The 25,376-nt window shown below is 73.3% G+C and carries 23 protein-coding genes and 1 pseudogene; 8 read left to right on the top strand and 16 right to left on the bottom strand.

Annotated features, from left to right (window positions below):
- The first annotated feature begins 66 nt into the window (after positions 1 to 66).
- Positions 67 to 1,437: an aminopeptidase P family protein gene (locus tag AB0D48_RS04535; protein ID WP_362390700.1), complete on the top strand. Its 1,371-nt coding sequence runs from the start codon at positions 67 to 69 to the stop codon at positions 1,435 to 1,437.
- 12 nt (positions 1,438 to 1,449) lie between these two features.
- Here the strand turns inward: AB0D48_RS04535 and AB0D48_RS04540 are convergent, their stop codons facing one another.
- On the bottom strand, positions 1,450 to 2,358 hold the full coding sequence (locus AB0D48_RS04540; protein ID WP_362390702.1) for a LysR family transcriptional regulator: 909 nt from the start codon (positions 2,356 to 2,358) through the stop codon (positions 1,450 to 1,452).
- Positions 2,359 to 2,468: 110 nt separating this feature from the next.
- On the opposite strand from AB0D48_RS04540, the gene AB0D48_RS04545 reads away from it, so the two are divergent.
- Together AB0D48_RS04545 and AB0D48_RS04550 are read left to right on the top strand one after the other, a co-directional pair.
- Entirely contained in the window at positions 2,469 to 3,203 is a 735-nt protein-coding gene (locus AB0D48_RS04545) for an SDR family oxidoreductase (protein WP_362390704.1), read from the top strand.
- 36 nt (positions 3,204 to 3,239) lie between these two features.
- On the top strand, positions 3,240 to 3,446 hold the full coding sequence (locus tag AB0D48_RS04550; RefSeq protein ID WP_362390706.1) for a 4-oxalocrotonate tautomerase family protein: 207 nt from the start codon (positions 3,240 to 3,242) through the stop codon (positions 3,444 to 3,446).
- 271 nt (positions 3,447 to 3,717) lie between these two features.
- On the opposite strand, the gene AB0D48_RS04555 is transcribed toward AB0D48_RS04550, so the two are convergent.
- Entirely contained in the window at positions 3,718 to 4,116 is a 399-nt protein-coding gene (locus tag AB0D48_RS04555; protein ID WP_362390708.1) for a RidA family protein, read from the bottom strand.
- Positions 4,113 to 5,240, bottom strand: coding sequence for an acyl-CoA dehydrogenase family protein (locus AB0D48_RS04560; protein WP_362390710.1), 1,128 nt, complete (start codon positions 5,238 to 5,240; stop codon positions 4,113 to 4,115). Before AB0D48_RS04560 ends, AB0D48_RS04555 begins: the two co-directional genes overlap by 4 nt.
- 118 nt (positions 5,241 to 5,358) lie before the next feature.
- Here AB0D48_RS04560 and AB0D48_RS04565 point away from each other — a divergent pair, with 118 nt between their 5' ends.
- From AB0D48_RS04565 to AB0D48_RS04575, 3 genes are all read left to right on the top strand, one after another.
- On the top strand, positions 5,359 to 7,017 hold the full coding sequence (locus AB0D48_RS04565; protein ID WP_362390712.1) for an AMP-binding protein: 1,659 nt from the start codon (positions 5,359 to 5,361) through the stop codon (positions 7,015 to 7,017).
- Between the two features lie 4 nt (positions 7,018 to 7,021).
- Complete coding sequence (locus AB0D48_RS04570; protein ID WP_362390714.1) at positions 7,022 to 7,822, top strand: PaaX family transcriptional regulator C-terminal domain-containing protein; 801 nt, start codon at positions 7,022 to 7,024, stop codon at positions 7,820 to 7,822.
- Between the two features lie 91 nt (positions 7,823 to 7,913).
- Positions 7,914 to 8,753: a GNAT family N-acetyltransferase gene (locus tag AB0D48_RS04575; RefSeq protein WP_362390716.1), complete on the top strand. Its 840-nt coding sequence runs from the start codon at positions 7,914 to 7,916 to the stop codon at positions 8,751 to 8,753.
- A gap of 30 nt (positions 8,754 to 8,783) precedes the next feature.
- Here the strand turns inward: AB0D48_RS04575 and AB0D48_RS04580 are convergent, their stop codons facing one another.
- From AB0D48_RS04580 to AB0D48_RS04620, 9 genes and pseudogenes are all read right to left on the bottom strand, one after another.
- Positions 8,784 to 11,048, bottom strand: coding sequence for a bifunctional salicylyl-CoA 5-hydroxylase/oxidoreductase (locus tag AB0D48_RS04580; protein ID WP_362390718.1), 2,265 nt, complete (start codon positions 11,046 to 11,048; stop codon positions 8,784 to 8,786).
- Between the two features lie 4 nt (positions 11,049 to 11,052).
- Complete coding sequence (locus AB0D48_RS04585; RefSeq protein WP_362390720.1) at positions 11,053 to 11,880, bottom strand: enoyl-CoA hydratase family protein; 828 nt, start codon at positions 11,878 to 11,880, stop codon at positions 11,053 to 11,055.
- 233 nt (positions 11,881 to 12,113) lie between these two features.
- Positions 12,114 to 13,136, bottom strand: a complete 1,023-nt coding sequence (gene argF / locus AB0D48_RS04590; protein ID WP_362390722.1) for an ornithine carbamoyltransferase — start codon at positions 13,134 to 13,136, stop codon at positions 12,114 to 12,116.
- Positions 13,137 to 13,229: 93 nt separating this feature from the next.
- Complete coding sequence (locus AB0D48_RS04595) at positions 13,230 to 14,456, bottom strand: arginine deiminase (protein ID WP_362390724.1); 1,227 nt, start codon at positions 14,454 to 14,456, stop codon at positions 13,230 to 13,232.
- 46 nt (positions 14,457 to 14,502) lie between these two features.
- Positions 14,503 to 15,015 carry a hypothetical protein gene (locus AB0D48_RS04600; protein ID WP_362390726.1) on the bottom strand — a complete coding sequence of 171 codons (513 nt, stop codon included), beginning with the start codon at positions 15,013 to 15,015 and terminating at the stop codon, positions 14,503 to 14,505.
- 188 nt (positions 15,016 to 15,203) lie between these two features.
- Positions 15,204 to 17,759 carry a polynucleotide kinase-phosphatase gene (locus AB0D48_RS04605; RefSeq protein WP_362390728.1) on the bottom strand — a complete coding sequence of 852 codons (2,556 nt, stop codon included), beginning with the start codon at positions 17,757 to 17,759 and terminating at the stop codon, positions 15,204 to 15,206.
- Entirely contained in the window at positions 17,756 to 19,246 is a 1,491-nt protein-coding gene (locus AB0D48_RS04610; RefSeq protein ID WP_362390730.1) for a 3' terminal RNA ribose 2'-O-methyltransferase Hen1, read from the bottom strand. Before AB0D48_RS04610 ends, AB0D48_RS04605 begins: the two co-directional genes overlap by 4 nt.
- A 38-nt stretch (positions 19,247 to 19,284) precedes the next feature.
- Positions 19,285 to 20,159: pseudogene (gene mmuM / locus AB0D48_RS04615) on the bottom strand (homocysteine S-methyltransferase).
- Positions 20,160 to 20,176: 17 nt separating this feature from the next.
- Positions 20,177 to 21,100 carry an LLM class F420-dependent oxidoreductase gene (locus tag AB0D48_RS04620; protein ID WP_362390732.1) on the bottom strand — a complete coding sequence of 308 codons (924 nt, stop codon included), beginning with the start codon at positions 21,098 to 21,100 and terminating at the stop codon, positions 20,177 to 20,179.
- A 214-nt stretch (positions 21,101 to 21,314) separates the two neighbouring features.
- Here AB0D48_RS04620 and AB0D48_RS04625 point away from each other — a divergent pair, with 214 nt between their 5' ends.
- Positions 21,315 to 21,563: a hypothetical protein gene (locus AB0D48_RS04625; protein WP_362391129.1), complete on the top strand. Its 249-nt coding sequence runs from the start codon at positions 21,315 to 21,317 to the stop codon at positions 21,561 to 21,563.
- Between the two features lie 50 nt (positions 21,564 to 21,613).
- Here the strand turns inward: AB0D48_RS04625 and AB0D48_RS04630 are convergent, their stop codons facing one another.
- The 4 genes from AB0D48_RS04630 to AB0D48_RS04645 form a co-directional block, all read right to left on the bottom strand.
- Positions 21,614 to 22,099 carry a DUF6099 family protein gene (locus tag AB0D48_RS04630; RefSeq protein ID WP_362390734.1) on the bottom strand — a complete coding sequence of 162 codons (486 nt, stop codon included), beginning with the start codon at positions 22,097 to 22,099 and terminating at the stop codon, positions 21,614 to 21,616.
- Between the two features lie 124 nt (positions 22,100 to 22,223).
- Positions 22,224 to 22,565, bottom strand: coding sequence for a nucleotide pyrophosphohydrolase (locus tag AB0D48_RS04635; RefSeq protein WP_362391109.1), 342 nt, complete (start codon positions 22,563 to 22,565; stop codon positions 22,224 to 22,226).
- A gap of 119 nt (positions 22,566 to 22,684) precedes the next feature.
- Entirely contained in the window at positions 22,685 to 24,019 is a 1,335-nt protein-coding gene (locus AB0D48_RS04640) for an ATP-binding protein (RefSeq protein WP_362390736.1), read from the bottom strand.
- A gap of 67 nt (positions 24,020 to 24,086) precedes the next feature.
- Positions 24,087 to 24,482: a cell division protein SepF gene (locus AB0D48_RS04645; protein WP_030012729.1), complete on the bottom strand. Its 396-nt coding sequence runs from the start codon at positions 24,480 to 24,482 to the stop codon at positions 24,087 to 24,089.
- 159 nt (positions 24,483 to 24,641) lie between these two features.
- Between AB0D48_RS04645 and AB0D48_RS04650 the strand changes: the two genes are divergently transcribed.
- On the top strand, positions 24,642 to 25,358 hold the full coding sequence (locus AB0D48_RS04650; RefSeq protein ID WP_362391111.1) for a DUF2470 domain-containing protein: 717 nt from the start codon (positions 24,642 to 24,644) through the stop codon (positions 25,356 to 25,358).
- Positions 25,359 to 25,376: the final 18 nt, after the last annotated feature.

Here is a 25,376-nt window from a genome sequence, read left to right on the forward strand (position 1 = left end):
GTAATGTGAAATTGCACTGACAAGACCTGTGCGCCCACCAGTTCGCATCTTCTTGAGGGAGACCCCGTGACCGACACCTCCTCCCGCCTCAACACGGGCAGCCACGACCTGCCGGTATCACCGGAGTTGTCCCGGTACATGGCAGGCAATTGGGCCGCTTCCCCGCTGCCCGGCTCCGCCCGGGTGCCCGGCCACGCCGTCACGCCGGCCCGCCGGGCGCGCCTCTCGGCCCGCTTCCCGGGCGAACGGCTGATCATCCCGGCCGGCGGGCTGAAGGTCCGCTCCAACGACTGCGACCACCGTTTCCGCCCGCACAGCGCGTACGCCTGGCTGACCGCCCTGACGGGCGAGGACCAGGTGGGCCACGTCCTGGTCATGGAGCCCTCGGGCCCGCACGGGCACGAGGCGGTGCTGTACCTGCGGCCGCGTTCGGCGCGCGCGGACGGCAGCGGGGAGTTCTACCGCGACCGCCGGTACGGGGAGTTCTGGGTGGGCCGCCGGCCGGACCTGGCGGAGGCGGAACGCCTCACCGGCATCCGGTGCGCGCACCTGGATGAGCTCGGGTCGCCGGCGGGCCGGAACGCGTCCACCGACGCGGAACTGGCCGCCGCGCTCTCCGAGTTGCGCCTGGTGAAGGACGCGTGGGAGGTGGAGCAGCTGCAGCTGGCCGTCGACCACACGGCGGCGGGCTTCGAGGACGTCGTACGGGCGCTGCCGCGCGCGCTGGCCCATCCGCGCGGGGAGCGGTGGATCGAGGGGGTCTTCGGCCTGCGCGCGCGGGCCGAGGGCAACGGCACCGGGTACGAGACGATCGCGGCGTCGGGCGCGCACGCGTGCACGCTGCACTGGATCCGCAACGACGGCCGGCTGAACGGGGACGAACTGCTGCTCCTGGACGCGGGCGTGGAGACGGACACCCTGTACACGGCGGACATCACGCGCACCCTCCCGCTGTCGGGCCGCTTCTCCCCCGTCCAGCGCCAGGTGTACGAACTGGTCCTGGCCGCCCAGGAGGCGGGCATGGCGGCCCTGCGGCCGGGGGCGAGCTTCGGGGACTTCCACCGGGCCGGGATGCGGGTGATCGCGGAAGGCCTGGCGGAGTGGGGCGTCCTGAAGGACGCGGAGGGCGACCTGCACCGGCGGTACACGCTGTGCAGCAGCGGTCACATGCTGGGCCTGGACGTCCACGACTGCGGGAAGGCGCGGGCGGAGACCTACCTGGAGGGCGTCCTGGAGGAGGGCCAGGTCCTGACGGTGGAGCCGGGCCTGTACCTCCAGCCGGACGACGAGACCCTGCCGCCGCAGCTGCGCGGCATCGGGGTCCGCATCGAGGACGACCTCGTCATCACGGCGGACGGCGCCCGCCTGATGTCGGGCGCCCTGCCGCGCACGGTGGCGGGCATCGAGGAGTGGATGGGCCGCCTGCTGGAAGGCTGACCCGGACAGCCCTCAGCCGCTCACGGGGGCTGTGAGGCGGCTCGTCAGCTCCTCGACGAAGGCGTCCACGTGGGGCGGGCGCGGGCCGGGGCGGGTGGCGCAGAACCAGGTGCGGGTGAGCGGCCGGGCGCCGATGCGGACCAGCGCGAGGCCGTGCGAGGACGCGTACGGGGCGGCCACCCAGTTGGGCAGCACCGTCACGCCCTGGCCGCCCGCCACCATCTCGACCACCAGGTCGGTCACCACAGGCATGGTGGTGATCCTGGCCGGCCGCGCCCCGGCCGGGATCGGCAGCGGCATCGACGGGATGCGCTTCTGGTCGTAGAAGTCGTACAGGACCAGGTCGGCGCCGTCGAAGTCACGGGCGGTCAGGTGCGCGCGGGAGGCCCACGGGTGTCCGGCGGGCACCACGGCCACCATCTCGTCGTCGAACAGTCTGGTCAGGGACACCCGGTCCATCTGCAGGTCCGGCTTGGTGACCAGCGCGACGTCGACCAGGTCGGCGAGCAGCGCCGGGATCGGCGCGTCGTCGGCGACGGTCTCGATGCGCACGTCGATGCCCGGCTCGCGCTCGCGGAAGGCGCGCAGGACGGGCGGCAGCCACGGGAAGGTGGTGCTGCACTGCGCGGTGAAGCGGACCCGCCGGTCGCGCCCGTCGCGGAGTTCGCGCAGGTCGCGGGAGGCCGACTCCAGTTCGCCGAGGACGTGGCGGGCGGCCACCAGCAGCCGGCGGCCCGCCGCGTTGGGGATCAGGCGCCGGCCCTTGCGGTCGAAGAGGGGCATGCCGAGGCGGGCCTCCAGCCGGGTGAGCCGCTGACTGAGGGCCGGCTGGCTGACGAAGAGCCGCTCGGCGGCGGCGGTCAGCGAGCCGGCCTCGGCGGTGGCGTCGAGGAGCTCCAGGTCACGCAGGTCCACATCCATAACATGGGATTATGACATGCTCCAATATCCGTCGTGGTGTTATGAGTTGAGAGTTCGTACGTTTCTGGTGTCACCGGACGAACTCCCCCGCCGCGAAAGGCGCATGAACCATGAACACCAGCACCGCATTGATCACCGGCTCCTCCAGCGGCATCGGCCTCGACATCGCCCGCGCCTTCCTGGCGAGCGGCGCCGGCGTCGTCCTCAACGGCCGGGATCCCGAGCGTCTCGCGAAGGCCGCGGCCGGTCTCGGCCATCCGGAGCGGACCGCCTGGGTCGCGGGCGCCATCGCCGATCCGGCGACCGGCGAGTCACTCGTCCGTACCGCACTCGACCGCTTCGGCCGGATCGACGTCCTGGTCAACAACGCAGGTACGTTCGCCCCCAAGCCCTTCACCGAGGTGACGGAGGAGGAGCTCGACGGTTTCCTGACCGGCAACCTCAAGGGCACCTACCTCACCACGCAGGCCGTGGTGCGGGCGCTGCGCGCCCAGGGCGAGGGCGGCAGCATCGTCAACATCGGCACCGTCCTCGTGGACCACGGGCTGGCCGGTTTCCCGGCCTCCGCGCCGGTGGTCAGCAAGGCCGGTGTGCACGCGCTGACCACGAGCCTGTCCGCGGAACTCGCGGCCGACGGCATCCGCGTCAACCTCGTCTCGCCCGGCATCATCCGCACGCCGCTGCACGCGGGTTCCGACGTGGACTCCTTCGGCGGTCTCGCCCTGCTGAACCGGGTCGGCGAGGTCTCCGAAATCGCCGAGGCCGTGCTCTACCTCGCGGGCGCCACGTTCGTCACCGGCCACGCCCTGCGGGTGGACGGGGGCCACGTGACCGGCCGCGCCTGATCCGCGCTCTCCCCTGACCCAGGAAGGACGTCCACCATGCCGTACGTCAATGTCAAGATCACCCGTGAGGGTGCCACCGCGGCCCAGAAGGCCGAGATCATCGCCGGGGTCACCGACCTGCTGGTCCGGGTCCTCGACAAGGACCCGGCCACCACGTTCGTCCTCATCGACGAGGTCGCCCTGGAGGACTGGGGCGTGGGCGGCGTCCGGACGGACGAGTACCGCCGGCGCGTGCGCGGCTAGCCCCCGGGGCCGGGCCGCTGCCGCGGGGCCTCCCGGGCGCCCCCCGAACCCGCGCCTCAATCGCCGGGCGGGGCTCGAAGACCGGGGCTCCGCCCCCGGACCCCCGCGCCTCAATCGCCGGCGGGGCCGGAATTGCCCTGCGGGCGATCCAGCCCCGCGTGTGCCGTGTGCCGTGTGCCGTGTGCGGACGGCATCAGCCAAATCCAGCCCCGCCGGCGATTGAGGCGCGGGGTCTGGGGCGGAGCCCCAGTGGCGGCGGGCCCCGGCGGGGCTACGGCAGGATCGCGACGCCGTCGAGTTCGAGCAGGGCCTGGGTGTCCCAGAGGCGGGTCACTCCGATGACGGCCATCGCCGGATAGTCGCGGCCCGCCAGCCTCCGCCAGATCCGCCCGAGTTCGGCGGCGCAGCCCCGGTACGCCGCCACGTCCACCGCGTAGACGGTCACGCGCGCCAGGTCCCCCGGCGCGCCGCCGGACTCGGCGAGGGCGGTCAGGAGGTTGGACAGGGCCCGCTCGAACTGCTCGGGCAGGGTCTCGCCCACCACCTTGCCCGCCGGGTCCAGCGCGGTCTGGCCCGCCAGGAACACCAGCCGCGAACCGGTCGCCACCACCGCGTGCGAGAAACCGGCCGGCGGCGACAGCTCGGCCGGATTGATCCGCTCCAGACTCATCGCGGCGCCACCACCCGGTACAGCTCCTTCGCGATGATCGTGCGCTGGACCTCGCTCGCGCCCTCGTAGATCCGCGGGGCCCGCACCTCCCGGTAGAGGTGTTCGAGCAGGTGGCCCCGCTGGAGGGCCACGGCTCCGTGCAGCTGGACCGCGTGGTCCACCACGTACTGGGCCGTCTCCGTCGCGAGGAGCTTCGCCATGGCCGCGCGGCGCGGGACGTCCGGCGAGCCGCCGTCGTACGCTCCCGCCGCCGCGTAGACGAGGAGCCGGGCGGCCTCGGTGCGCGTCGCCATCTCCGCCACCCGGTGGGCCACCGCCTGGAGGTCGCCGAGCACCCCGCCGAAGGCGGCCCGGCCCGCCGTGTGCGCGAGCGTCGCGTCGAGCGCCGCCCGGGCCATGCCCACCGCGAACGCCCCGACGCTCGGCCGGAAGAGGTTCAGCGTGTCCATCGCGACCCGGAAACCGCGCCCGGGCTCGCCGAGCAGGTCCTCGGGGCCGACGGGGACCCCGTCGAAGGCCAGCGAACCGATGGGGTGCGGGGACAGCATGTCGAGCGGCTCGCCCGTGAGCCCCGGCCGGTCCGCCGGGACCAGGAAGGCCGACACCCCCTTGGCGCCCGGCCCTTCACCCGTCCGGGCGAACACCGTGTAGAAGTCCGCCTCCGGGGCGTTGGAGATCCAGCACTTCTCCCCGTCGAGCCGCCAACCGCCTCCGGAGTCCGGGACCGCCGCCAGCGCCAGCGCCGCCGCGTCCGAGCCCGCTCCCGGCTCGCTCAGGGCGAAGGCCGCCACGGCCCGTCCGGCGCGCACCCCGGGCAGCCAGCGCGCGCGCTGCGCCTCGCTCCCCGCGCGCAAGACCGGGTACGCCCCCAGCCCCTGGAGCGCGAGCGCCGTCTCGGCCTCCGTGCAGCCGTACGCGAGGGATTCCCGCAGCAGGCACAGCTCCAGCGCGCCGGAGGCGAACACCCTCTCCAGCAGGCCCAGTTCACCCAGGGCCGCGAGCAGCGGCCGGTTGATCCGCCCCGGCTCGCCCTTCTCGGCCAGCGGCCTCAGCCGGTCGGCCGCCAGTGCGCGCAAGTGCGCGCACCACTCCTCCTGGTCCACCCCGAGCGCGAATCCGGTCATCCGAACATCCCCGCTTCTATCGCGTCCTGTTGACTGCCGTCACCATCACGATACGCTCGTGTGGTACCGCACGGCCGGCTCCACCCCAATCCGGACGTTGCAAGGGGGCGTACCCGCCTTGGAGCTCAAGCCTTCCGCTCACGCCGACACCTTCGCCCGCGACCATCTGCCGCCCGCCGACACCTGGCCGGAACTCCTCTTCGAGCTGCCCGAACTGGCCTACCCGGACCGCCTGAACTGCGCGGCCGAGCTGCTCGACGCCACCATCGCCCGGTTCGGGCCCGGCGGCGCCGACCGCCCCGCCTTCCGCAGCGGCACGGGCGACGTGTGGACGTACGGCGGCCTGCGCGAACGCGTGGACCGCCTCGCCCACGTGCTCACCGTCGATCTCGGCGTCGTCCCCGGCAACCGGGTGCTCCTGCGCGGGCCCACCGGCCCCTGGCTCGCCGCATGCTGGCTCGCGGTGGTCAAGGCGGGGGCGGTGGCGGTGACCGTACTGCCCCAGCAGCGCGCCCAGGAGCTGGCCACGGTCTGCGCGATGGCCCGGGTGGGCCACGCCCTGTGCCACGCGGATGTGCTGGACGACCTGGTCAAGGCCGAGGTGCCGGGGCTGCGCATCACCGCGTACGGCGGCGAGGCCCCGGGCGATCTGCTGCACCTCGCCGAGCGGCACGCGGGCCGGCCGTTCCCCGCCGCCCCGACCTCCTGCGACGACGTCGCCCTGATCGCCTTCACCTCCGGGACCACCGGACGGCCGAAGGGCTGCATGCACTTCCACCGTGACCTGCTGTCCGTGGCCGACACCTTCTCGCGCGGCGTGCTGCGCCCCCGCCCGGACGACGTCTTCGCGGGCAGCCCGCCGCTCGGGTTCACCTTCGGCCTCGGCGGCCTGGTCGTCTTCCCGCTGCGGGCCGGGGCGTGTGCGCTGCTGCTGGAGGAGGCCGGGCCGCGCCACCTGCTGCCCGCGCTCGCCGAGCACGGGGTGACGGTGCTGTTCACGGCGCCCACCGCGTACCGGGCGATGCTGGACGCTCTGGGCCCTGACGACGTGGGCCCGAACGACGTGGGCGCGTACGACCTCTCCGCGCTGCGCCGCTGCGTCTCGGCCGGGGAGAACCTGCCCGCCGCGACCTGGCAGGCCTGGTACGAGCGCACCGGCCTGCGGATCATCAACGGCATCGGGGCGACCGAGCTGCTGCACATCTTCATCTCCGCCGCCGACGAGGACATCAGGCCGGGTACGACCGGCCGGGTGGTCCCGGGCTGGCAGGCGCGGGTGGTGGACCGGTCCGGCCGGCCGGTCGCGGACAACGAGCCGGGGCTGCTGGCCGTACGGGGCCCCGTGGGCTGCCGCTACCTGGCCGATCCCCGGCAGGGGGAGTACGTACAAGGCGGCTGGAACCTGACGGGCGACACCTACGTGCGTGATCCGGAGGGGTACTTCCGCTACGTCGCCCGCGCCGACGACATGATCATCTCGGCGGGCTACAACATCGCGGGGCCCGAAGTGGAAGAGGCCCTGCTGCGTCACCCCGACGTGCTGGAGGCGGCGGTGGTGGGCCGCCCGGACGAGCGACGCGGGCAGGTCGTGGTGGCGTACACCGTCCCGCGTGACGGTGTACTGCTCACGGAGGAGGACCTGCGAGCCTTCATGCGGACCGAGCTGGCCCCCCACAAGTGCCCGCGCTCCTTCGTCTTCCTCCCCGCCCTCCCCCGCACGGCGACGGGCAAGCTGCAGCGCTTCCGCCTGCGGGATCCGGGACAGGTCCTAGAGTGAACCCGTGGCCGAGCAGCACACTCCGCGATCTCTGATCGTCACGTTCTACGGCGCCTACGGGCGGGCCTTCGAGGGTCCGGTCCCGGTGTCCGCGCTGGTCCGCCTGCTGGGCGCGGCCGGCGTGGACGCCCCGTCGGTCCGCTCGTCGGTGTCCCGGCTGAAGCGGCGCGGCTTCCTGCTGCCCGCGCGCGCCGCCGACGGCTCGGCGGCGTACGAGCTCTCCGACGAAGCCCGGCAGCTGCTGGACGACGGCGACCGGCGGATCTACGGCAGCCCACAGCTGTCGGACGAGTGGCTGGTGGCGGTGTTCTCCGTCCCGGAGCAGGAGCGGCACAAGCGGCACCTGCTGCGCTCCCGGCTGGCCCGGCTCGGTTTCGGCGCGGTGGCTCCGGGCGTGTGGATCGCCCCGGCCCGGCTGGCCGAGGAGACCGGACACACCCTGGAACGGCTGCACCTGACGCCGTACGTGGAGCTGTTCCGCGGCGCCCACCTCGGCTTCGCGCCGACCGCCGAGGCCGTGGCCCGCTGGTGGGACCTGACGTCCCTGGCCAAGCAGCACGAGGAATTCCTGGATCTGCACGGACCCGCCCTGCGCGCCCTCCAGTCGGGCCCGGACCCGACCCCCGAGGAGGCCTACCGCGGCTACCTCCTCGCCCTGGACAGCTGGCGCCGCCTCCCGTACGCCGACCCGGGCCTGCCGCGCGAGCTGCTCCCGGCGGACTGGCCGGGCGACCGCGCGGCGGCCGTCTTCGCCGAACTCCACGCGCGGCTGCGGGACGTGGGGGAGCGCTTCGCGCAGCCCTGACCTCCCGGCCTCCCGGGAGGCCGGGAGGCCGGGAGGCCGGGAGGCCCGAAACTCGGGTGCGCGGGGGTCGGGTGCCGCGCCAGGATGGGCCATGACCTGGACCTTCACCTCGGACCTGGCGGCCTATCTGGCCGCGGCGGGCCCGGCCGTGGCCGCGGATCCCGTTACCAACACCCTCCTGCTGACCGTGACCGACGGACTGCAGCGGCGCGGGACCGCCGCCTACGGGTCCGGCGCGCCCTTCTTCGGCTGGTGGACCGGCGCCGAGGGGACCGTTGCCGGGGGCCTGTTGTGCACCCCGCCGTTCCCGCTGCTGCTCAGCGCGGTGCCCGAGGAGGCGGTCCGGACACTCGGGGCCGCTCTCACCACCGAGCCGCTGCTCGCCGGGCTCCACGGGATCAACGCTCGCCGCCCGGACGCGGACGCGCTGGCCGGGGCCTGGGGGCGGCCCACCCGGATCGCCGAGGAGATACGCCTGTACCGGCTGGACGGGCTGGTCGCCCCGGATCCCGCACCGGCCGGGCGCGCCCGGCTCGCCGCCGAGGCGGACCTGCCGCTGCTGAAGGTGTGGATCGAGCATTTCAACGCCGAGGCCGGGGTCCCGGGCTCCGCCTCCGAGGCGGTCCTGCGCGACCGGATCTCGTACGAGGGCATCCTGCTCTGGGAGCACGAGGGCGCCCCGGTCTCGCTGGCCTCCTTCAACCGCCCGATCGGCTCGGCCGCCCGCGTAGGCCCGGTCTACACCCCACCCGGGGCCCGTGGCCGCGGCTACGCCGCCGGGGTCACGCACGCGGCGAGCGAAGCCGCGTACGCGGCCGGTGCCTCCGAGGTGCTGCTCTTCACCGACCTGGCCAACCCGACCAGCAACGGTGTCTACCTGCGCCTGGGCTACGTCCCGGTGGAGGACCGCGCCGAGATCGTCCCCGCCTGATCCGCTGACCTGCCCGCCGCCGCCCTGGCTTCAGCCGCGGCCCGTCGGGGGTTTGCGGCTGCCCGCCCGGTAGGGCAGGGGCCAGGGTGCGGCCGGGCCCTCGTAGGACTGGTCAGCGGCCGCGTGCAGGGTCCAGTGGGGGTCGTACAGGTGGGGGCGGCCGAGCGCGCAGAGGTCCGCGCGCCCGGCCAGCAGCAGCGAGTTCACGTCGTCCCAGGAGGAGACGGCTCCGACGGCGATGACGGGGACGCCGAGCGCGTTGCGGATCCGGTCGGCGTACGGGGTCTGGTACGAGCGCCCGTATTCCGGGGCCTCGTCCGCGACGACCTGGCCGGTCGAGACGTCGATGGCGTCCGCGCCGTGGGCGGTGAAGGCGGCCGCGATCTCCACGGCCTCCTCGGGCGAGGTGCCGCCCGGTGCCCAGTCGGTGGCCGAGAGGCGGACCGTCATCGGGCGGTCCTCGGGCCACACGGCGCGCACCGCGTCGAAGACCTCCAGCGGGAAGCGCAGCCTGTTCTCCAGCGGGCCGCCGTAGGCGTCCGTGCGCCGGTTGGTCAGGGGCGAGAGGAAACCGGAGAGCAGGTAGCCGTGGGCGCAGTGCAGTTCGAGCAGGTCGAAGCCGCAGTCGGCGGCGCGGACCGCGGCGGCCGCGAAGTCCGAGCGGACCGCCGCCATGTCGTCCGCCGTGAGGGCGCGCGGGACGGCCGATACACCCGGCCGGTAGGGCAGCGCCGAGGCGGCCGTCAGCGGCCAGCCGCCCTCCGGGAGGGGGTCGTCCATCCCCTCCCACATCACGCGGGTGGCGCCCTTGCGCCCCGAGTGCCCGAGCTGGACGCCGAGCGCGGCACCGGGCGCGGAGGTGTGCACGAAGTCGGTGATCCGCTGCCAGGCGGCTGCCTGCTCCTGCGTGTACAGGCCGGTGCAGCCGGGGGTGATGCGGCCCTCGGCGCTGACGCAGACCATCTCCGTCATGACCAGGCCCGCCCCGCCGAGCGCCCGCGCGCCCAGGTGTACGAGGTGGAAGTCGCCCGGGACGCCCTCCTCGGCCGAGTACACGTCCATCGGTGAGACGACGACCCGGTTGCGCAGGGTCAGCCCGCGCAGGGTGAACGGAGTGAACATGGGCGGGGTCCGCTCGTCCGGGCAGCCGAAGTCCCGTTCCACGGCCCGGGTGAAGCGGTCGTCGCGCAGCCGCAGGTTGTCGTGGGTGACCCGTCGGCTGCGCGTGAGCAGGTTGAAGGCGAACTGCCGGGCGGGCTGGCCGACGTATCCGGCGGCCTCCTCGAACCAGCGCATGCTGGCGGCCGCCGCCCGCTGGGTACTCTCCACCGCGGGCCGCCGCGCGGCCTCGTACGCCGCGAGCGCGGCGGGTACGCCGGGCTCGGCGGCCACGGCTCCGGCGAGCGCGAGGGCGTCCTCGACGGCGAGTTTGGTGCCGGACCCGATGGAGAAGTGGGCGGTGTGCGCCGCGTCGCCGAGCAGGGCGACGTTGCCGTGCGACCAGCGCTCGTTGACGACGGTACGGAACTGCGTCCAGGCCGAGCGGTTGCCCTGCAGCGGCCGGCCCCGCAGGGCTTCGCTGAAGGTCTTGGCGCAGCGGGCCGCCGACTCGTTCTCGTCGCACAGGTCGAATCCCGCCGCCCGCCACACCTCCTCCCGCATCTCGACGATCACCGTGGAGGCGTCCGCGGAGTAGGGGTAGGCGTGCAGTTGCATCACCCCGTGCTCGGTTTCGGCGATCTCGAAACGGAAGGCGTCGAAGGCGAAGTCGGCGGCGAGCCAGATGTACCGGCACCGCCCGCCGGTCACGGTCGGCCCGAAGTGGGCGGCGCCCGCCTCGCGGGTCGCGCTGTGCACTCCGTCGGCCGCGACCACCAGGTCGTGGGAGGCCGCGAGTGCCGCGGCGTCCACCGCGCCGGTACGGAAACGCAGCCGGACGCCCAGCCCGGCGCAGCGCTCGTGCAGGATCTCCAGCAGCCGGCGCCGCCCGAGGGCGGCGAAACCATGGCCGCCGGAGGTCAGCAGCCGTCCCCGGTGCACGACGTCCACGTCGTCCCAGCGCACGAACTCCGCGCTGAGGGCCTCGTAGACCACGGTGTCGGCCTGTTCGATGCCGCCGAGGGTCTCGTCGGAGAGGACGACGCCGAAGCCGAAGGTGTCGTCGGGCGCGCCCCGTTCCCAGACCTCCACGGTGTGGCCCTGGCGGGCCAGCAGTGCGGCGGCGTACAGCCCGCCCGGTCCCCCGCCGACGACGGCGACCCGCATGGCGCCTGCGGACATCCGGCGCGCTGACATCTGACTACCTGCCCTTCCACTCCGGCGGCCGTTTCCCGGTGAAGGCCGCGTGGAACTCCGCGTAGTCCCGGCCGTTCATCAGCAGGGCCTGGGTGTTGGCGTCCAGCTCGACGGACGCGGCCAGCGGCATGTCCAGCTCGGCGGTGAGCAGCGCCTTGGTCTGCGCGTAGGCGAGGGCGGGACCGGCGGCCAGGTGCGCGGCGAGTTCGGCGGCCCGCACGTGGGCCTTGCCCTCCTCGGTGAGTTCGCTGAGCAGGCCGATCCGTTCGGCCTCGGCGGCGCGTACGGGCTCTCCGAGCATCAGCAGCCGGGTGGCGTGGCCGAGGCCGACGACGCGGGGCAGCAGGTATGCGGCGCCCATGTCCCCGCCGGAGAGGCCGACGCGGGTGAAGAGGAACGCGAAGCGGGCGCTGGGGTCGGCGATCCGGAAGTCGGCGGCGAGCGCGAGGACGGCTCCGGCTCCGGCGGCGACACCGTGCACGGCGGCGATGACCGGGAAGGGGCATTCTCGGATGGCCCGGACCACCTGGCCTGTCATCCGGTTGAAGTCGAGGAGCTGGGCGGTGTCCATGGCGAGGGTGGCGCCGATGATCTCGTCCACGTCCCCGCCGGAGCAGAAGCCGCGCCCCTCGCCGCCGAGCACCAGGGCGCGTACGGACCGCTCACGGGACAGTTCGGCCAGCAGATCGCGCAGGTCGGCGTAGGCGCCGAAGGTGAGCGCGTTCAGCTTCTCGGGGCGGTCGAAGGTGACGGTGGCCACGCCGTCCTGCCGGGTCACCCGGAGGTGGCGCCACCGTTCGGTCGCTTCTGTGGAACCGGTGAAGGGGCTCACACGATCGACGGTATCACCAGATCGTGACTGCCGTCAGAGAAGCGCGACATGTTCCAGCACCCCACCCCGGCAGGAGCACGGCGGCGGGCAGCTGCTGATCCACACCCACAGTCCACGTGCGGGCGCCGCCCCACGACACACGGCAGGGCGGCACGGTTCACCGAGCCGGCCCGCGTATGACTATGCGAGGGGCGGCCCCGGGGCGGTGCGGGGCCGTGCGGGGCCGTGCAGGACTATGCGGACGGCTGCGCGACGGGCTTTCCGAGCGTGGCGACCAGCACGGCCTTGATGGTGTGCAGCCGGTTCTCGGCCTCGTCGAAGACGACGGAGTGCGCCGACTCGAACACCTCGTCCGTCACCTCCAGCGATTCCAGCCCGTGCCGCTCGTGGATCTCCCGCGCCACCTTCGTGCCGAGGTCGTGGAAGGCCGGCAGGCAGTGCATGAACTTCACGTCCGGGTTCCCGGTCGCCCGCAGCACGTCCATGGTCACCGCGTACGGGGACAGGGCCGCGATCCGCTCGTCCCAGACCTCCTTGGGCTCGCCCATGGACACCCAGATGTCGGTCACCACGAAGTCGGCCTGGGCGACGCCCTCCGCGATCTCCTCGGTCAGGGTGATCCGGGCGCCGCTGCGCTCCGCAAGTGCGCGCGCCGCGGCCACCACGGGCCCGGCCGGCCAGTAGGCCTTGGGCGCGACGATCCGTACGTCCATGCCCAGCAGCGCACCGGTCACGAGGTAGGAGTTGCCCATGTTGAACCGGGCGTCGCCGAGGTAGGCGAAGGAGATCCGCTCCAGCGGCTTGGCAGTGTGCTCGGTCATGGTGAGCACGTCGGCCAGCATCTGGGTGGGGTGCCAGTCGTCGGTGAGGCCGTTGAAGACGGGCACGCCGGCGTGGGCGGCGAGCGCCTCCACGGTCTCCTGGCTGTCGCCCCGGTACTCGATCCCGTCGAACATCCGGCCGAGCACGCGGGCGGTGTCCTTGACCGACTCCTTGTGGCCCATCTGCGAGCCCGCGGGGTCGAGGTAGGTGGTGCGGGCACCCTGGTCGGCGGCGGCGACCTCGAAGGCGCAGCGGGTGCGCGTGGAGGTCTTCTCGAAGATCAGCGCGATGTTCCTGCCCTGGAGCAAGGGCTGCTCGGTCCCGGCCTTCTTGGCCGCCTTGAGGCCTGCGGCGAGCTCGATCAGACCGCGGAACTCGTCGGCGGTGAAGTCGAGCTCCTTGAGAAAACTGCGGCCGGCGAGGTCGGGGGCCATGGGGTCGCTCCAGCGTCACGGTGACAGGGAATGTTGGAAGTCTATACGATCCTTTGCATTGATATACAGATGCGTCTCGTGCAGGCGAGGACTTCAGGCCGCGTCCCGCTCGACCGGACAGCTCATGCATCGCGGTCCGCCGCGGCCCCGCCCCAGCTCGCTGCCCGGAATCTCGATGACCTCGATGCCCTCCTTGCGCAGATGGGTGTTGGTCGTCACGTTCCTCTCGTACGCGACCACCACCCCCGGCTCCACGGCCAGCACGTTGCATCCGTCGTCCCACTGCTCGCGCTCCGCCGAGTGCACGTCCTGCGTCGCGGTCAGCACCCGGATCGAGTCCAGGCCGAGCGCCGCCGCGATGGCCCGGTGCATGTGTTCCGCCGGATGGTCGGTCACCTTCAGCTCGCCCGGGCCGTCACCGGGCTCGATCGTGTAGGAGCGCAGCATGCCGAGCCCTGCGTACTGAGTGAACGTATCTCCGTCGACCATCGTCATCACCGTGTCCAGGTGCATGAAGGCCCGCCGCTTCGGCATGTCCAGGGCCACGATCGCGGTCGCCGACCCGGCGGCGAACAGCCCCCGCGCCAGCATCTCCACCGCCTGCGGGGTGGTCCGCTCGCTCATCCCGATGAGCACCGCGCCGTTCCCGATGACCAGCACGTCACCGCCTTCGATGGTGGAGGGGTAGTCGACCTGCCCCTGCGACCAGTAGTGGAAGGCGCCGGAGGAGGTGAAGAGCGGGTGGTGCTTGTAGATCGCCTCGAAGTGGACGGTCTCGCGCTGCCGCGCGGGCCAGCGCATGGCGTTGATGGACACCCCGTCGTAGATCCAGGCGGAGGTGTCCCGGGTGAACAGGTGGTTGGGCAGCGGGCCCAGCAGGAAGCCGTCCAGTTCCAGGGCGTGGAAGCGCACCGACACCGGCTCGGCGTGCCGCTCCAGGAACTCCCGTTTGGTCATCCCGCCGACCAGCGCCTCGGCCAGGGCGGCCGAGCTCAGCCCGTCGAAGGCCGACCGGAGGTGGTCGGTGGCGAGCGGCCCGTACTCCTTCTCGTCGAAGACCCGGTCCAGTACGAGGCGTCTCGCCTCCGGGATGTCGAGGGCCTCCGACAGCAGGTCACCGAAGAGGTGGACCTCCACGCCCCGGTCGCGCAGCACGTCCGCGAAGCCGTCGTGCTCCTGACGGGCCCGGCGCACCCACAGCACGTCGTCGAAGAGGAGCGCGTCCTTGTTGCTCGGTGTGAGCCGCTTCAGCTCCAGGTCGGGCCGGTGGAGGATGACGCGGCGAAGCCGCCCGGTCTCGGAGTCGACATGGAATCCCATGCCGTACACGTTCCCAGACGGGGCGGCCTTTTGACGTGGCGTCTGCTCAGCGGGGGGTGCCGAGGCCGAGAAGCGCCGTCGGAGCGCCGATGAGTTCCGGGGCGGTCAGGCCCAGTTCGGGCATGGTCAGGTTCGGCACCCCGGAGTTGGAGCCGTCCGGCATCGTCAGCAGACCGCCGGCGACCACGCCGGGGGTCCGGGCGAGCAGGTCGGTTGCCGGCGCCTCCAGGGAGCCCTCGCCGTCCGTCTCCGGCTTGCCCAGCAGGTTCGGCACCGGCGAGGTGACGAGGGTGCTGCCGAGTTCGGTGCCGATCGGGACCACCGGGAGCAGTGGGGTCGGGAGCATGCTCCCCTTGTGGAAGCGGGGCGCCTCGGGCGCTCCCACGACCGGCACCGGCACCGCGGACGCCACACGGGGGGTGTCCACCCCCAGCGTCGTCTTCACAGCGTCCAGCGGGACACCGACCGGCACCGAGTCGGCCACGGCCGGGGTGGCCGCGCCGGCCGCGGCCATACAGGTCATGAGTGCCGCAATGCTTCCGCGCGCGGTCATCTTCATAGGTGACGTTCCGTCCTTCCAGGGTCGCGGACATTCCGCTGCCCTGGATGAACGATCCCGCCGGTGGGTTTCCCGGAGTTCTCCGCGAAAGTTCCCCCATACGACCTAATTCGAGGCCGTACGGGGGTCCTGGCTTTACGCACCGGTTTACGCCCGGTCCACGGGCCCGGTTTCCGGCCGGGTGGATCTCAGAGCCGGGGGTCGACCGGCTCCGACTCCAGGGCGAGCACCGCGAAGACGGCCTCGTGGACCCGCCACAGCGGCTCCTCGGCCGCCAGCCGGTCCAGCGCCTCCAGCCCGAGCGCGTACTCGCGCAGGGCGAGCGAGCGCTTGTGCCCGAGGAACCGCTCGCGCAGCCGCTCGAGGTGGTCGGGGCGCGTGTACTCCGGACCGTAGATGATCCGCAGGTACTCCCGCCCTCGCACCTTGACCCCGGGCTGGACCAGGCGGCCCTTCCCGTCGCGGGCGTACGCCTGGAGCGGCTTGACGACCATGCCCTCGCCGCCCGCGGCCGTCAGCTCCAGCCACCAGTCGGTGCCCGCCCGTACCGAGTCCTCGTCCGCGGTGTCCACCAGGATGCGGCCGGTGCGGCGCAGCAGCCCGGTGCCCGCCGCTTCGTCGGCGGCGACGAGGCGGTCCAGCCAGAACAGCTGCTCGTCGTGGGGCACCGCGGCCAGCGACCGCCCGGCCGCCGCCAGCAGCTGGAAGGGCGCGAACCGTACGCCCTCCAGCCCGTCGGTGGTCCAGCAGTAGCGCCGGTAGGCATCGGTGAAGGCGGCCGCGTCGCCGGCCCGGCCGCGCTGGCGCTCCAGCAGTCCTCCGGTGTCGATGCCCCGGGCGGCGGCCGCCTCCAGGGCGGCGATCGCGCCCGGGAAGACGGCACCCGAGGCCGCGCCCACGGCGGCGTACTGGTTGCGCAGCAGGCCGGCGGACTTCAGGGACCAGGGCAGCAGTTCCCCGTCGAGCAGCAGCCAGTCCGTGCCGAGCTCCTCCCAGAGACCGGCGTCGGTGACGGCCGAGCGGAGCCGGGCCAGGACCTCCTCGGTGACCTCGGGGTCCTTGAAGAAGGGCCGCCCGGTGCGGGTGTAGACGGAGCCGCTGGGCCCGTCCACCCCGAACCGCTCGCGCGCCGCGTCGGCGTCCTTGCAGACCAGGACGGTGGCGCGGGAGCCCATGTGCTTCTCCTCGCACACCACCTGGGCGATGCCGTCCTTGCGGTACTGGGCGAAGGCGTCGGCCGGGTGCTCCAGGTAGCCCTCTTCGCGGGAGGTCGCGGTCGGCGCCATGGTCGGCGGCAGGTACGGGACCAGCCGGGGGTCGACCGCGAAGCGGCTCATGACCTCCAGGGCGGCCGCGGCGTTCTCCTCGCGCACGTTGACGTTGCCCAGGTGCCGGGTCTCGACGATCCGGCGGCCGTGGACGTCGGCCAGGTCGAGCGGGCGCCCGTCATGTCCGCCCGGTGCCTCGGCGGCGAGCGGACGCGTGGGCTCGTACCAGACCTTCTCGGCCGGTACGTCGACCAGTTCGCGCTCGGGCCAGCGCAGGGCGGTCATCTTGCCGCCGAAGACCGCGCCGGTGTCGAGGCAGATGGTGTTGTTGATCCAAGCGGTGTTCGGGACCGGGGTGTGGCCGTAGACGACGGCGGCCTTTCCGCGGTAGTCCTCGGCCCACGGGTAGCGCACGGGCAGGCCGAACTCGTCCGTCTCGCCGGTGGTGTCCCCGTACAGGGCGTGCGACCGGACCCGGCCGGAGGTGCGGCCGTGGTACTTCTCGGGCAGCCCGGCGTGGCAGACCACCAGCTTGCCGCCGTCGAGCACGTAGTGGCTGACGAGGCCGCGGATGAACTCCCGAACCTCCTCGACGAACTCCTCCGGCTCGTGGCTGAGCTGCTCGACGGTCTCGGCGAGGCCGTGGGTCTGCTGGACCTTGGCGCCCTTGAGGTAACGGCCGAGCTTGTTCTCGTGGTTCCCGGGCACGCACAGGGCGTTGCCGGACTCGACCATTCCCATGACGCGGCGCAGGACGCCCGGGCTGTCGGGGCCCCGGTCGACGAGGTCGCCCACGAAGACGGCGGTGCGGCCGTCGGGGTGGACACCGTCCTGGTAGCCAAGCTCGGCGAGCAGGGTCTCCAGCTCGGAGGAACAGCCGTGGATGTCGCCGACGATGTCGAAGGGGCCGGTGAGGTGCGTGAGGTCGTTGAACCGCTTCTCCAGGACGACTTCGGCGCTCTCGGCCTCCTCGGCGGAGCGCAGCACGTGGACCTTGCGGAAGCCCTCGCGCTCCAGGCCGCGCAGCGAGCGCCGCAGGTCGCGGCGGTGCCGCTGGATGACTGCGCGGGGCAGGCCGGCCCGGTCGGGGCGGGCCGCGTTGCGCTCGGCGCAGACCTCTTCGGGCATGTCCAGGACGATGGCGATGGGCAGCACGTCGTGCTCGCGGGCGAGCTGGACCAGGCTGCGGCGGGCCTCGGCCTGGACGCTGGTCGCGTCGACGACGGTGAGGCGGCCGGCGGCGAGGCGCTTGCCCGCGATGTAATGCAGGACGTCGAAGGCGTCCCGGCTGGCGCTCTGGTCGTTCTCGTCGTCGGAAACCAGGCCCCGGCAGTAGTCGGAGGAGATGACCTCGGTGGGCTTGAAGTGCTTGCGGGCGAAGGTGGACTTGCCCGATCCGGTGGCCCCGATCAGGACGACGAGGGACAGGTCGGTGACGGGAAGTACACGCGTACGGTGGGTCTCGGTGCTGGTCATGCTGCCTCGCCCTCCTTCGGGGTGTCGGTGTCGGTATCGGGGTCGGTGGCGGCCTGGGTGAAGACGGCCATCTGCGTCGGCGGCCCGACCTCGGGGTCGTCGTCCCCGACGGGGACGTACGCGACTCCGTAGCCGTGGCGCTGCGCGACGGCACCGGCCCAGGCCCGGAACTCCTCGCGGTTCCACTCGAAGCGGTGGTCGCCGTGACGGACCTGCCCGGCGGGCAGGGTCTCCCAGCGGACGTTGTACTCGACGTTCGGGGTGGTGACCAGGACCGTGCGGGGCCGGGCCGATCCGAACACCGCGTACTCCAGCGCGGGCAGCCGCTCCGGATCCAGGTGCTCGATGACCTCGCTGAGCACCGCCGCGTCGTAGCCGGCCAGCCGCTTGTCCGTGTACGCGAGCGATCCCTGCAGGAGCCGGACGCGCGTGCTCTGCCGCTCCCCCATCCGCTCCAGCCGCAGCCGCTTGGCGGCGAGGTTCAGCGCCCGCATGGACACGTCCATGCCGACGATCTCGGTGTACGCCGGGTCCTTCAGCAGGGCCTGCACCAACTGGCCCTGCCCGCAGCCGAGATCCAGTACGCGCTGGGCGCCCGCGCTCCGCAGGGCGCCGAGGATCGCGTCGCGCCGCTGCACGGCGAGCGGTACGGGCCGCTCCTCCGTGTCGCGGTTCTCGTCCACGGCGTTGTCGAGCTCCTCGACCTCGCTGCCGTCGGCCTCGGCGAGGCGGACCAGCTCCAGGCGCTCCAGGGCGTCCTGCGTCAGCCGCTTGTGGCGGGCGAGGTAGCGGGAGCTGATCAGCCCGTTCTCGGGGTGGGCGGCGAGCCAGCCGTCTCCGGCGCGCAGCAGCTTGTCGACCTCGTCGGGGGCGATCCAGTAGTGCTTGGCGTCGTCGAGCACGGGCAGCAGGACGTACAGCTGGCGCAGGGCGTCGGCGAGCTTGAGCTCGCCCTCCAGTACGAGGCGCACGTAACGGGAGTCCCCCCATTCGGGGAACTGCTCGTCGAGCGGTACGGGCTCGGCCCGTACGAGGTCCCAGCCGAGCGGGTCGAACAGCCGGTGCACCAGCTCGGGCCCGCCGCGTGCGGGCAGCGCCGGGATCTCGACGCGCAGCGGCCGTTCCTGCTCGGGCAGTTCCGGGCGGACGGTGCACTGGCCCTTGAGCGCGCTGCGGAACACCCCGCTGAGCGCGACGGCGAGCAGCGAGGACGCGGCGTACGGGCGGTCGTTGACGTACTGCGCGAGCGCGGCGTCGGGCGCTCCGCCCCGGCCCTTGCCCTGACCGCGCCGCACGAGCGCGACGGGGTCCACCTCCAGCAGCAGGGCCGCCGTGCACCGTTCGGCCGTGGCCTCGGGGTAGAACACGTGGGCGGTGCCGTGGGAGGTGGAGAACGCCTGCGTCTTGCCGGGATGCTTGTGCAGCAGGTAGCCCAGGTCGGTAGCGGGTCGTTCAGGGGAGCCGGTGGTGGAGATCGTCAGGAACACACGACCGATTGTTGCTGGTCACCCGCCCTGGCTGCGCCCTATTTTCCGGCGGCCAGATCCGCGATCCGGGCGGGGCCGATGCGGCAGCAGCCGCCGATGAGGCGGGCGCCCGCCCGGTGCCAGGCGTCGGTCGGCCAGGGGACGGCGGTCCGGGGGACTGCCAGGTGCGGGTGGCGGCGTCCCAGACGGAGCCGTCGTTGGGGTAGGCGAGGAGCGGTTTGCGGGTGGTGGCGGCCGCCTCTTCGAGGGCGGGCAGGACTTCCGCCGGATCGCAGCAGTTGACGCCGACCGCGATGACCTCCGGCGCTGCGGCCGCGAGGGCGAACGCCTCGCGGAGGGCGCCGCCGGAGCGGGTACGGCCGTCGGCGACGGTGTAGCTCAGCCAGGCAGGTGCGCCCGTCTCCGCGAGGACGGTGAGCAGGGCCTCGGCCTCGTCCGGGTCGGGGAGGGTCTCCAGGGCGAGGACGTCGGGGCCCGCGGCGAGCAGGGCCTCGACGCGGGGGCGGTGGAAGGCGGCGAGCTCGCGCACGCTCAGGCCGTACCGTCCCCGGTACTCGGAGCCGTCCGCGAGCACCGCTCCGTACGGGCCGACGGAGGCGGCCACCCACACCTCGTGGTCGGCGGCCTCGGCGACGCGGGCGGCGAGGTCCACGCTGCGGTGGAGCAGGTCGGTGGCACGGGGGTGGCCGGGGCCGATCTGGTAGCTCGCGGTGATCAGCACCTCGGCGCCGGCCCGTGCGTACGCCGTGTGGGCGGCCTCGACCTGGTCGGGCCGCTCGGCGAGCACCCGGCCCGTCCAGAGGGCGCCGGACAGGTCGCCGCCCTGGTCGGCGAGCTGGTTGCTCAGCCCGCCGTCCAGGAACACGGTCCTGCGGGCCAGGGCTTCGGCGAGCGGGCCGGACGCGCGTGGCATCGGTTCCGGGTCCTCGGTCAGCCGAGCTGGGAGAGGACCTGGGCGGAGATCAGCTCCAGGTGGTCCAGGTCGTCGAGGTCGAGCAGCTGGAGGTAGACCCGGGAGGAGCCGATGGCGCCGTAGGCCCCGATCTTGTCCACGACCTCCGCCGGGGAACCGGCCAGGCCGTTGGCCTTGAGCTCGGCCGCGTCGCGGCCGATGGCGGCGGCCCGGCGGGCGACCTCGGCGTCGTCCTTGCCGACGCAGACCACCAGGGCGTTGGAGTAGACCAGGTCGTCGGGCTTGCGCCCGGCCTCTTCGGCGGCCTCCCGGACCCGGCCGAACTGCCGCTCGCTGTCCGGGACCGAGGCGAAGGGCATGTTGAACTCGTCCGCGTACCGCGCGGCGAGCCGCGGGGTGCGCCGGGCGCCGTGGCCGCCGACGAGGACGGGCACCCTGGCCTGGGCGGGCTTGGGGAGCGCGGGCGACTTCTCCACCCGGTAGTGGCTGCCCGCGTAGTCGAAGGTGGCGCCCGCCTCGGTGGCCCACAGGCCGGTGACGATCGCCAGCTGCTCCTCCAGCCGGGCCATCCGGTCCGCCGGGAAGGGGATCCCGTACGCCCTGTGCTCCTCCTCGAACCAGCCGGCGCCCAGGCCCAGTTCGACCCGGCCGCCGGACATCTGGTCGACCTGGGCCACCTGGATGGCGAGCACACCGGGCAGCCGGAAGGTGCCGGCCGTCATCAGCGTGCCGAGGCGGATCCGCTCGGTCTCGCGCGCCAGGCCCGCAAGGGTGATCCACGCGTCGGTGGGTCCGGGCAGGCCGTCGGCCGAGCCCATCTTCAGATAGTGGTCCGAGCGGAAGAAGGCGTCGAAGCCCAGGTCCTCGGTGGCCTTGGCGACGGTCAGGAGGGTCTCGTAGCTCGCACCCTGCTGGGGCTCGGTGAAAATGCGGAGGTCCATACCCTCCATCCTGCCCTCCGTCCCGCCCTCCCCGCCCCTGCCGGGTGAATCGCGTCAACCGGACGTGTCCGCCCCGGCTCCGCCAGTGACCAGCCCGGAAGGGGATCGTTGGCTCGGACGGAGCCGGACCGCCCGGCCCGCGCGCCGGCGGCCCTTCGCCGGTGCGTCCACCGCCCCCTTCCGCCTTGGAAGGGCCAGGGCCGAGGAGGCCGCCATGTCCCATGAGTCCGTGCCCGAGCACACCGGACAGACCGGACAGGCAGCACACGACCACGCACGCCAGGAATCCGCCGCGCCCGCCCAGGGCGGCGCGCCGAAGGGCCTGCTGCAGCAGATGGAAGAGCTGATGGCGGCGCTGAACGCCGACCTCTCGCAGCTCGACGCCGACCTCCAGTCCTCCACGGACCGCACGCCCGGCGGCCGCGCCCCCGAGAGCGAGCGCCCCACCTACCGGTCGCACTGACCGTGCGGGTCCCGTCGTGCGCGGCGGGACCCCTCGTACCACCCCGCTCCTCAGGCCACGCCCGAGGCCGACCCCCGCTCGCGCACCGCCATGCGGCGCAGGATCGCCCGGACCCGGTCGCTCGACTCGTCAGCCGCGTCGATCGACTCTATGCACTGCCAGTACAGGGTCTCGTCGTCCGTCCCGCAGGCGACCCCGACCAGGGCTATGCCCACTTCGCCCAGCAGCGCCTGGAGTCCGAGCAGTGCCTGCCGGACATCCGACACCTCCGTCAGCTGCGCGGCCCGCGGCGGATACTCGGGCGCGCTGCCCTCGCCGCGCAGCGCCGCCCGGTCGAGCACCCCGCAGCCTCTGCTTCCCGCTTCCCCCAGTCCCCGTGCCTCCGCTCTCATTTCCGGCGGTCCGGTGACCGCCAGATAGCCTCCTACACCCTGCGCGAGCGCCTGGGCCTGCCAGGCCTCGCCCACGATGTCCCACTCAGCCCCGCTCTGTGCCAGCGCGTGCCGGCCGACCGCGATGAGCCGTACCGCATCCATATGCCGTCCCCCGTCCGCACGACATCCCACCGTTCCTCACCACTACCCAGAGTGAGGGCAACGGGCCAGTAAAGCCAGGGGTATTCGGAAAATGTGGACACAAACGTGATTGTGCAGGAGTCCATCACTCCGAAGAGTGACAATTGGATGTCGAACCGCCCGGGACGGGGAAGCGGAGTTCGTTCCTCTCGATCTTCGCGGCGAGCGCATCCAGCACATCCACCCCGAGGACCTCACAGAACTGCAGCAGATACGCGAGAACGTCGGCCACCTCATCGGCCACGCGGTGGGCCGTCTCCGGCTTCTCCATGACCCTCGCCGACTGTTCGGGCGTCAGCCACTGGAAGATCTCGACCAGTTCCGATGCCTCCACGCTCAGCGCCACCGCCAGGTTCTTGGGCGTGTGGTACGGCTCCCAGCCGCGCGCCGCCGCGAAGTCGACGAGCCTTCGCCGCAGTTGGTCCAGCCGGTCACCGGCGGGCGGCGCGGGGGTCTCGTCCGTCCGGTCCTGGCCCGCGCCGCCCCCGCCGTCCGCGCCGCCCGCGCCGTCCGTGCCGCCCGCGCCGTTCATGTCGTTCATGTCGTTCACGGGTTCAGGTCTACCACCGTGACCCCCGGGAGGCGGCGGGCTGCCGCCGCGGTCCCCTCCCCCACCGCCGCCGCCAGCCGGACGTGCCCACGTCCGCAGGACAGCAGGGCCAGGCGGAGCAGTTCGGCGCTCTGTGCCCGGTCGAGGCCCCGGTCGAAGCCGTCGGCCAGGACCGTCAGCGCCTGCCGCGCGGAGAGCAGTTCGGCGGCCGGGTCCATGGCGAGCACGCCGGGCCCGGTCAGCAGGACCAGCGCCAGCGCGAGGAAGCGCAGTTCGCCCGCGCCGAGGCGGGCCAGTTCCGTGGCGGGCCGGGCGGGGCCCCGGTCGAGGACCGCCGTGACGGGGCCGCCCGCGAGGACCCGTACGTCCAGCCCGGCGACCGGCCCCGCGCAGCCGGTGCGGGCCGCCTCGGCCAGCAGCGCGTGCCGGGTGCCGCATTCGTGGCGGGTCCGGCGCAGTACGTCGGCGAGGTTGGCACAGTCCCCCAGCAGCCGGCCCTCCCCCGGCGGGACGGGCGCGCGCATCCGCGCGGGGCGGGGGTCGCAGGGGAACACCGAGCGCAGCGCCACCACGACCTGCTCGGCGGAGGCCAGGACCTGGCGCTGGCCGGCCGTGGCACCGGCCACGCGGAGCGGGAGCAGGGCGGTGCCGAGCCGGTCGTCGGGCAGCGGGGCCCGGGTGACGCCGACGGCGCCGCCGGTCAGCCAGGCGGCCTGCACGCAACGCCGGCCGGGGTCGCGCAGGGCGGTGGCGAGCAGGATCCGCCCGTCCTGCGAGAGCCGTTCGCCGACGATGCGCAGGGTCGGCTCGGCCTGGACGGCGAGGTCGAGGCGGACCGGACCGACGGGGCCGTCGACCGTGCAGCCGATGCGGAAGCCGCGTCGCCGCTCGGCGTCGGGGACGGCCAAGTCGGGGATCCGGGCACCGGGGTCGGGGAAGACCTCCTCCAGGGTGGCCCCGGAGGCGAGCGCTGCGAGGGCCTCATAGGCGGCCAGCGCCTGGGACTTGCCGCTGCCGCTCGGCCCGGTGAAAAGGGTGACGGGCCCGAGCCGGAAGGCCGCACCACGGTGCGGCCCGAAGGCGGAGAGCCGTAACTCGGTGACCACGGGCCGCGGCTGCGCGCGGCCCGCCTGCGCGGGAACGGCGGGAACGGCGTGCGCGGGTTCGCCGCCGGAATCGGCGGGAAAGGCGGGAGCGGGGGGAAGGGCGGAACCACCGAAGTCGGCGGAACCACCGAAGTCGGCGGAATCAGCGGAGTCGGCGGGATCGGCGTCGGCTAACGCGACCGCGGCGGGGGCGAGGCCCGCCGGCGCGTCGAGGGGGGCGTCCATGCGCGGGACGGTACGGGCCGCCGGACCCCCCGTGGACCCGGCGAACCGTTCCGTCGCGGCGACCTTCCTACGATCGGGGGACGGCGGCGGCCGCGATCCCCTCGACCTCGGTCCCGACGGGCGCCAGCAGGAAGACGTTCCGGTCGACCCGGTGCATTCCGCTGCCGAGGCCGAAGACGACACCACTGCTGAAGTCCAGGATCCGCTTGGCCACTTCGCTGTCCGCGCCGGTGAGGTCGAGCAGCACCGGGATCTGCGCGATCAGATACTCCGCCACCTCCCGCGCGTCCGCGAAGATCTGAACCCGGATCACCACGAAGCGCCGCTGCTCCGCCGCCGACGCCCCGGGCGCCGTGGGAATGGTGCGGTGGTCCACCCGGGAGGGCCATTCGTTGCGACTGCGCAGGGGGACCACCTGCGCGAGCCCCTCCCACTGTTCGTCGGTGACGTCGTACCTGCTCACCGGGCCGCCTCGGCCGCGTGCTTCATGTGCATCCCCCCATCCTCTCGCGTTTCACCCGTTCAGCCCAACACCGACACGACCGGACCGGTCTACTCCCCGCGAACGAAATAGGTTAGGTTAGGCATACCTAACCAACTCGCGATGATGGAGAAGATCCAGATGCGCATGTCCGGTGCCCCTGCCCACCCGGCCGCCCGCCCCACCGATGCCGAGCGGGTGCGGTCGGTCCTGGCCGCCGCCCACTCCATGACCGTGGTCACCGACGGGCTGCGCACCGAGGTCCGCCACCTCGACGGCACGGACCCCATGGGCCGGCTGCACCTGCATCCCGCGGAGCCCGGCGGCGACGCCGAGCTCCGGCCCGCGGTCCGGCTGGAGTTCACCGACGTCGCCCCCACCCCCGTCCGCGACCGGGTGCGCGCCCGGGTGACCCTCCTGGGCCGCCTGCTCACCCCGTACGCCCATGACCCGGACGAGAGCGCCGACTCCACCTGCGTGGAGTTCGGACAGGCGGTCCTGGAGACCGCGGACGGCTTCTCGTACGTCGGACTCGACGAGCTGGAGACGGCCCGCCCCGACCCGCTGGCCCCGTACGAGGCGGGCATGCTCACGCACCTCCTAGACGACCACGCCGACCTCGTCACCCTGCTCCTGCGCCTCGTCCAGCCGCTGCCCGCCGCCGCCGTGGTCCGCGCCCTGCCCGTCGCGATGGACCGGTACGGGATCACCTTGCGGCTGGAGGAGCGGCGCGGCCATCACGACGTACGGCTGCCCTTTCCCTCGCCGCTCGACGACGTGGAGCAGTCGGGTGCCCAGATCCAGGCCCTGTTCAGCGCGGCCAGGCGGCGCTCGCACCGCAACACCCTGCCCGCCTGACCCCGTCCGGGAATAGCG

The sequence above is a fragment of the Streptomyces sp. NPDC048269 genome, assembly GCF_040652395.1.
Classification (GTDB): Bacteria; Actinomycetota; Actinomycetes; order Streptomycetales; family Streptomycetaceae; genus Streptomyces.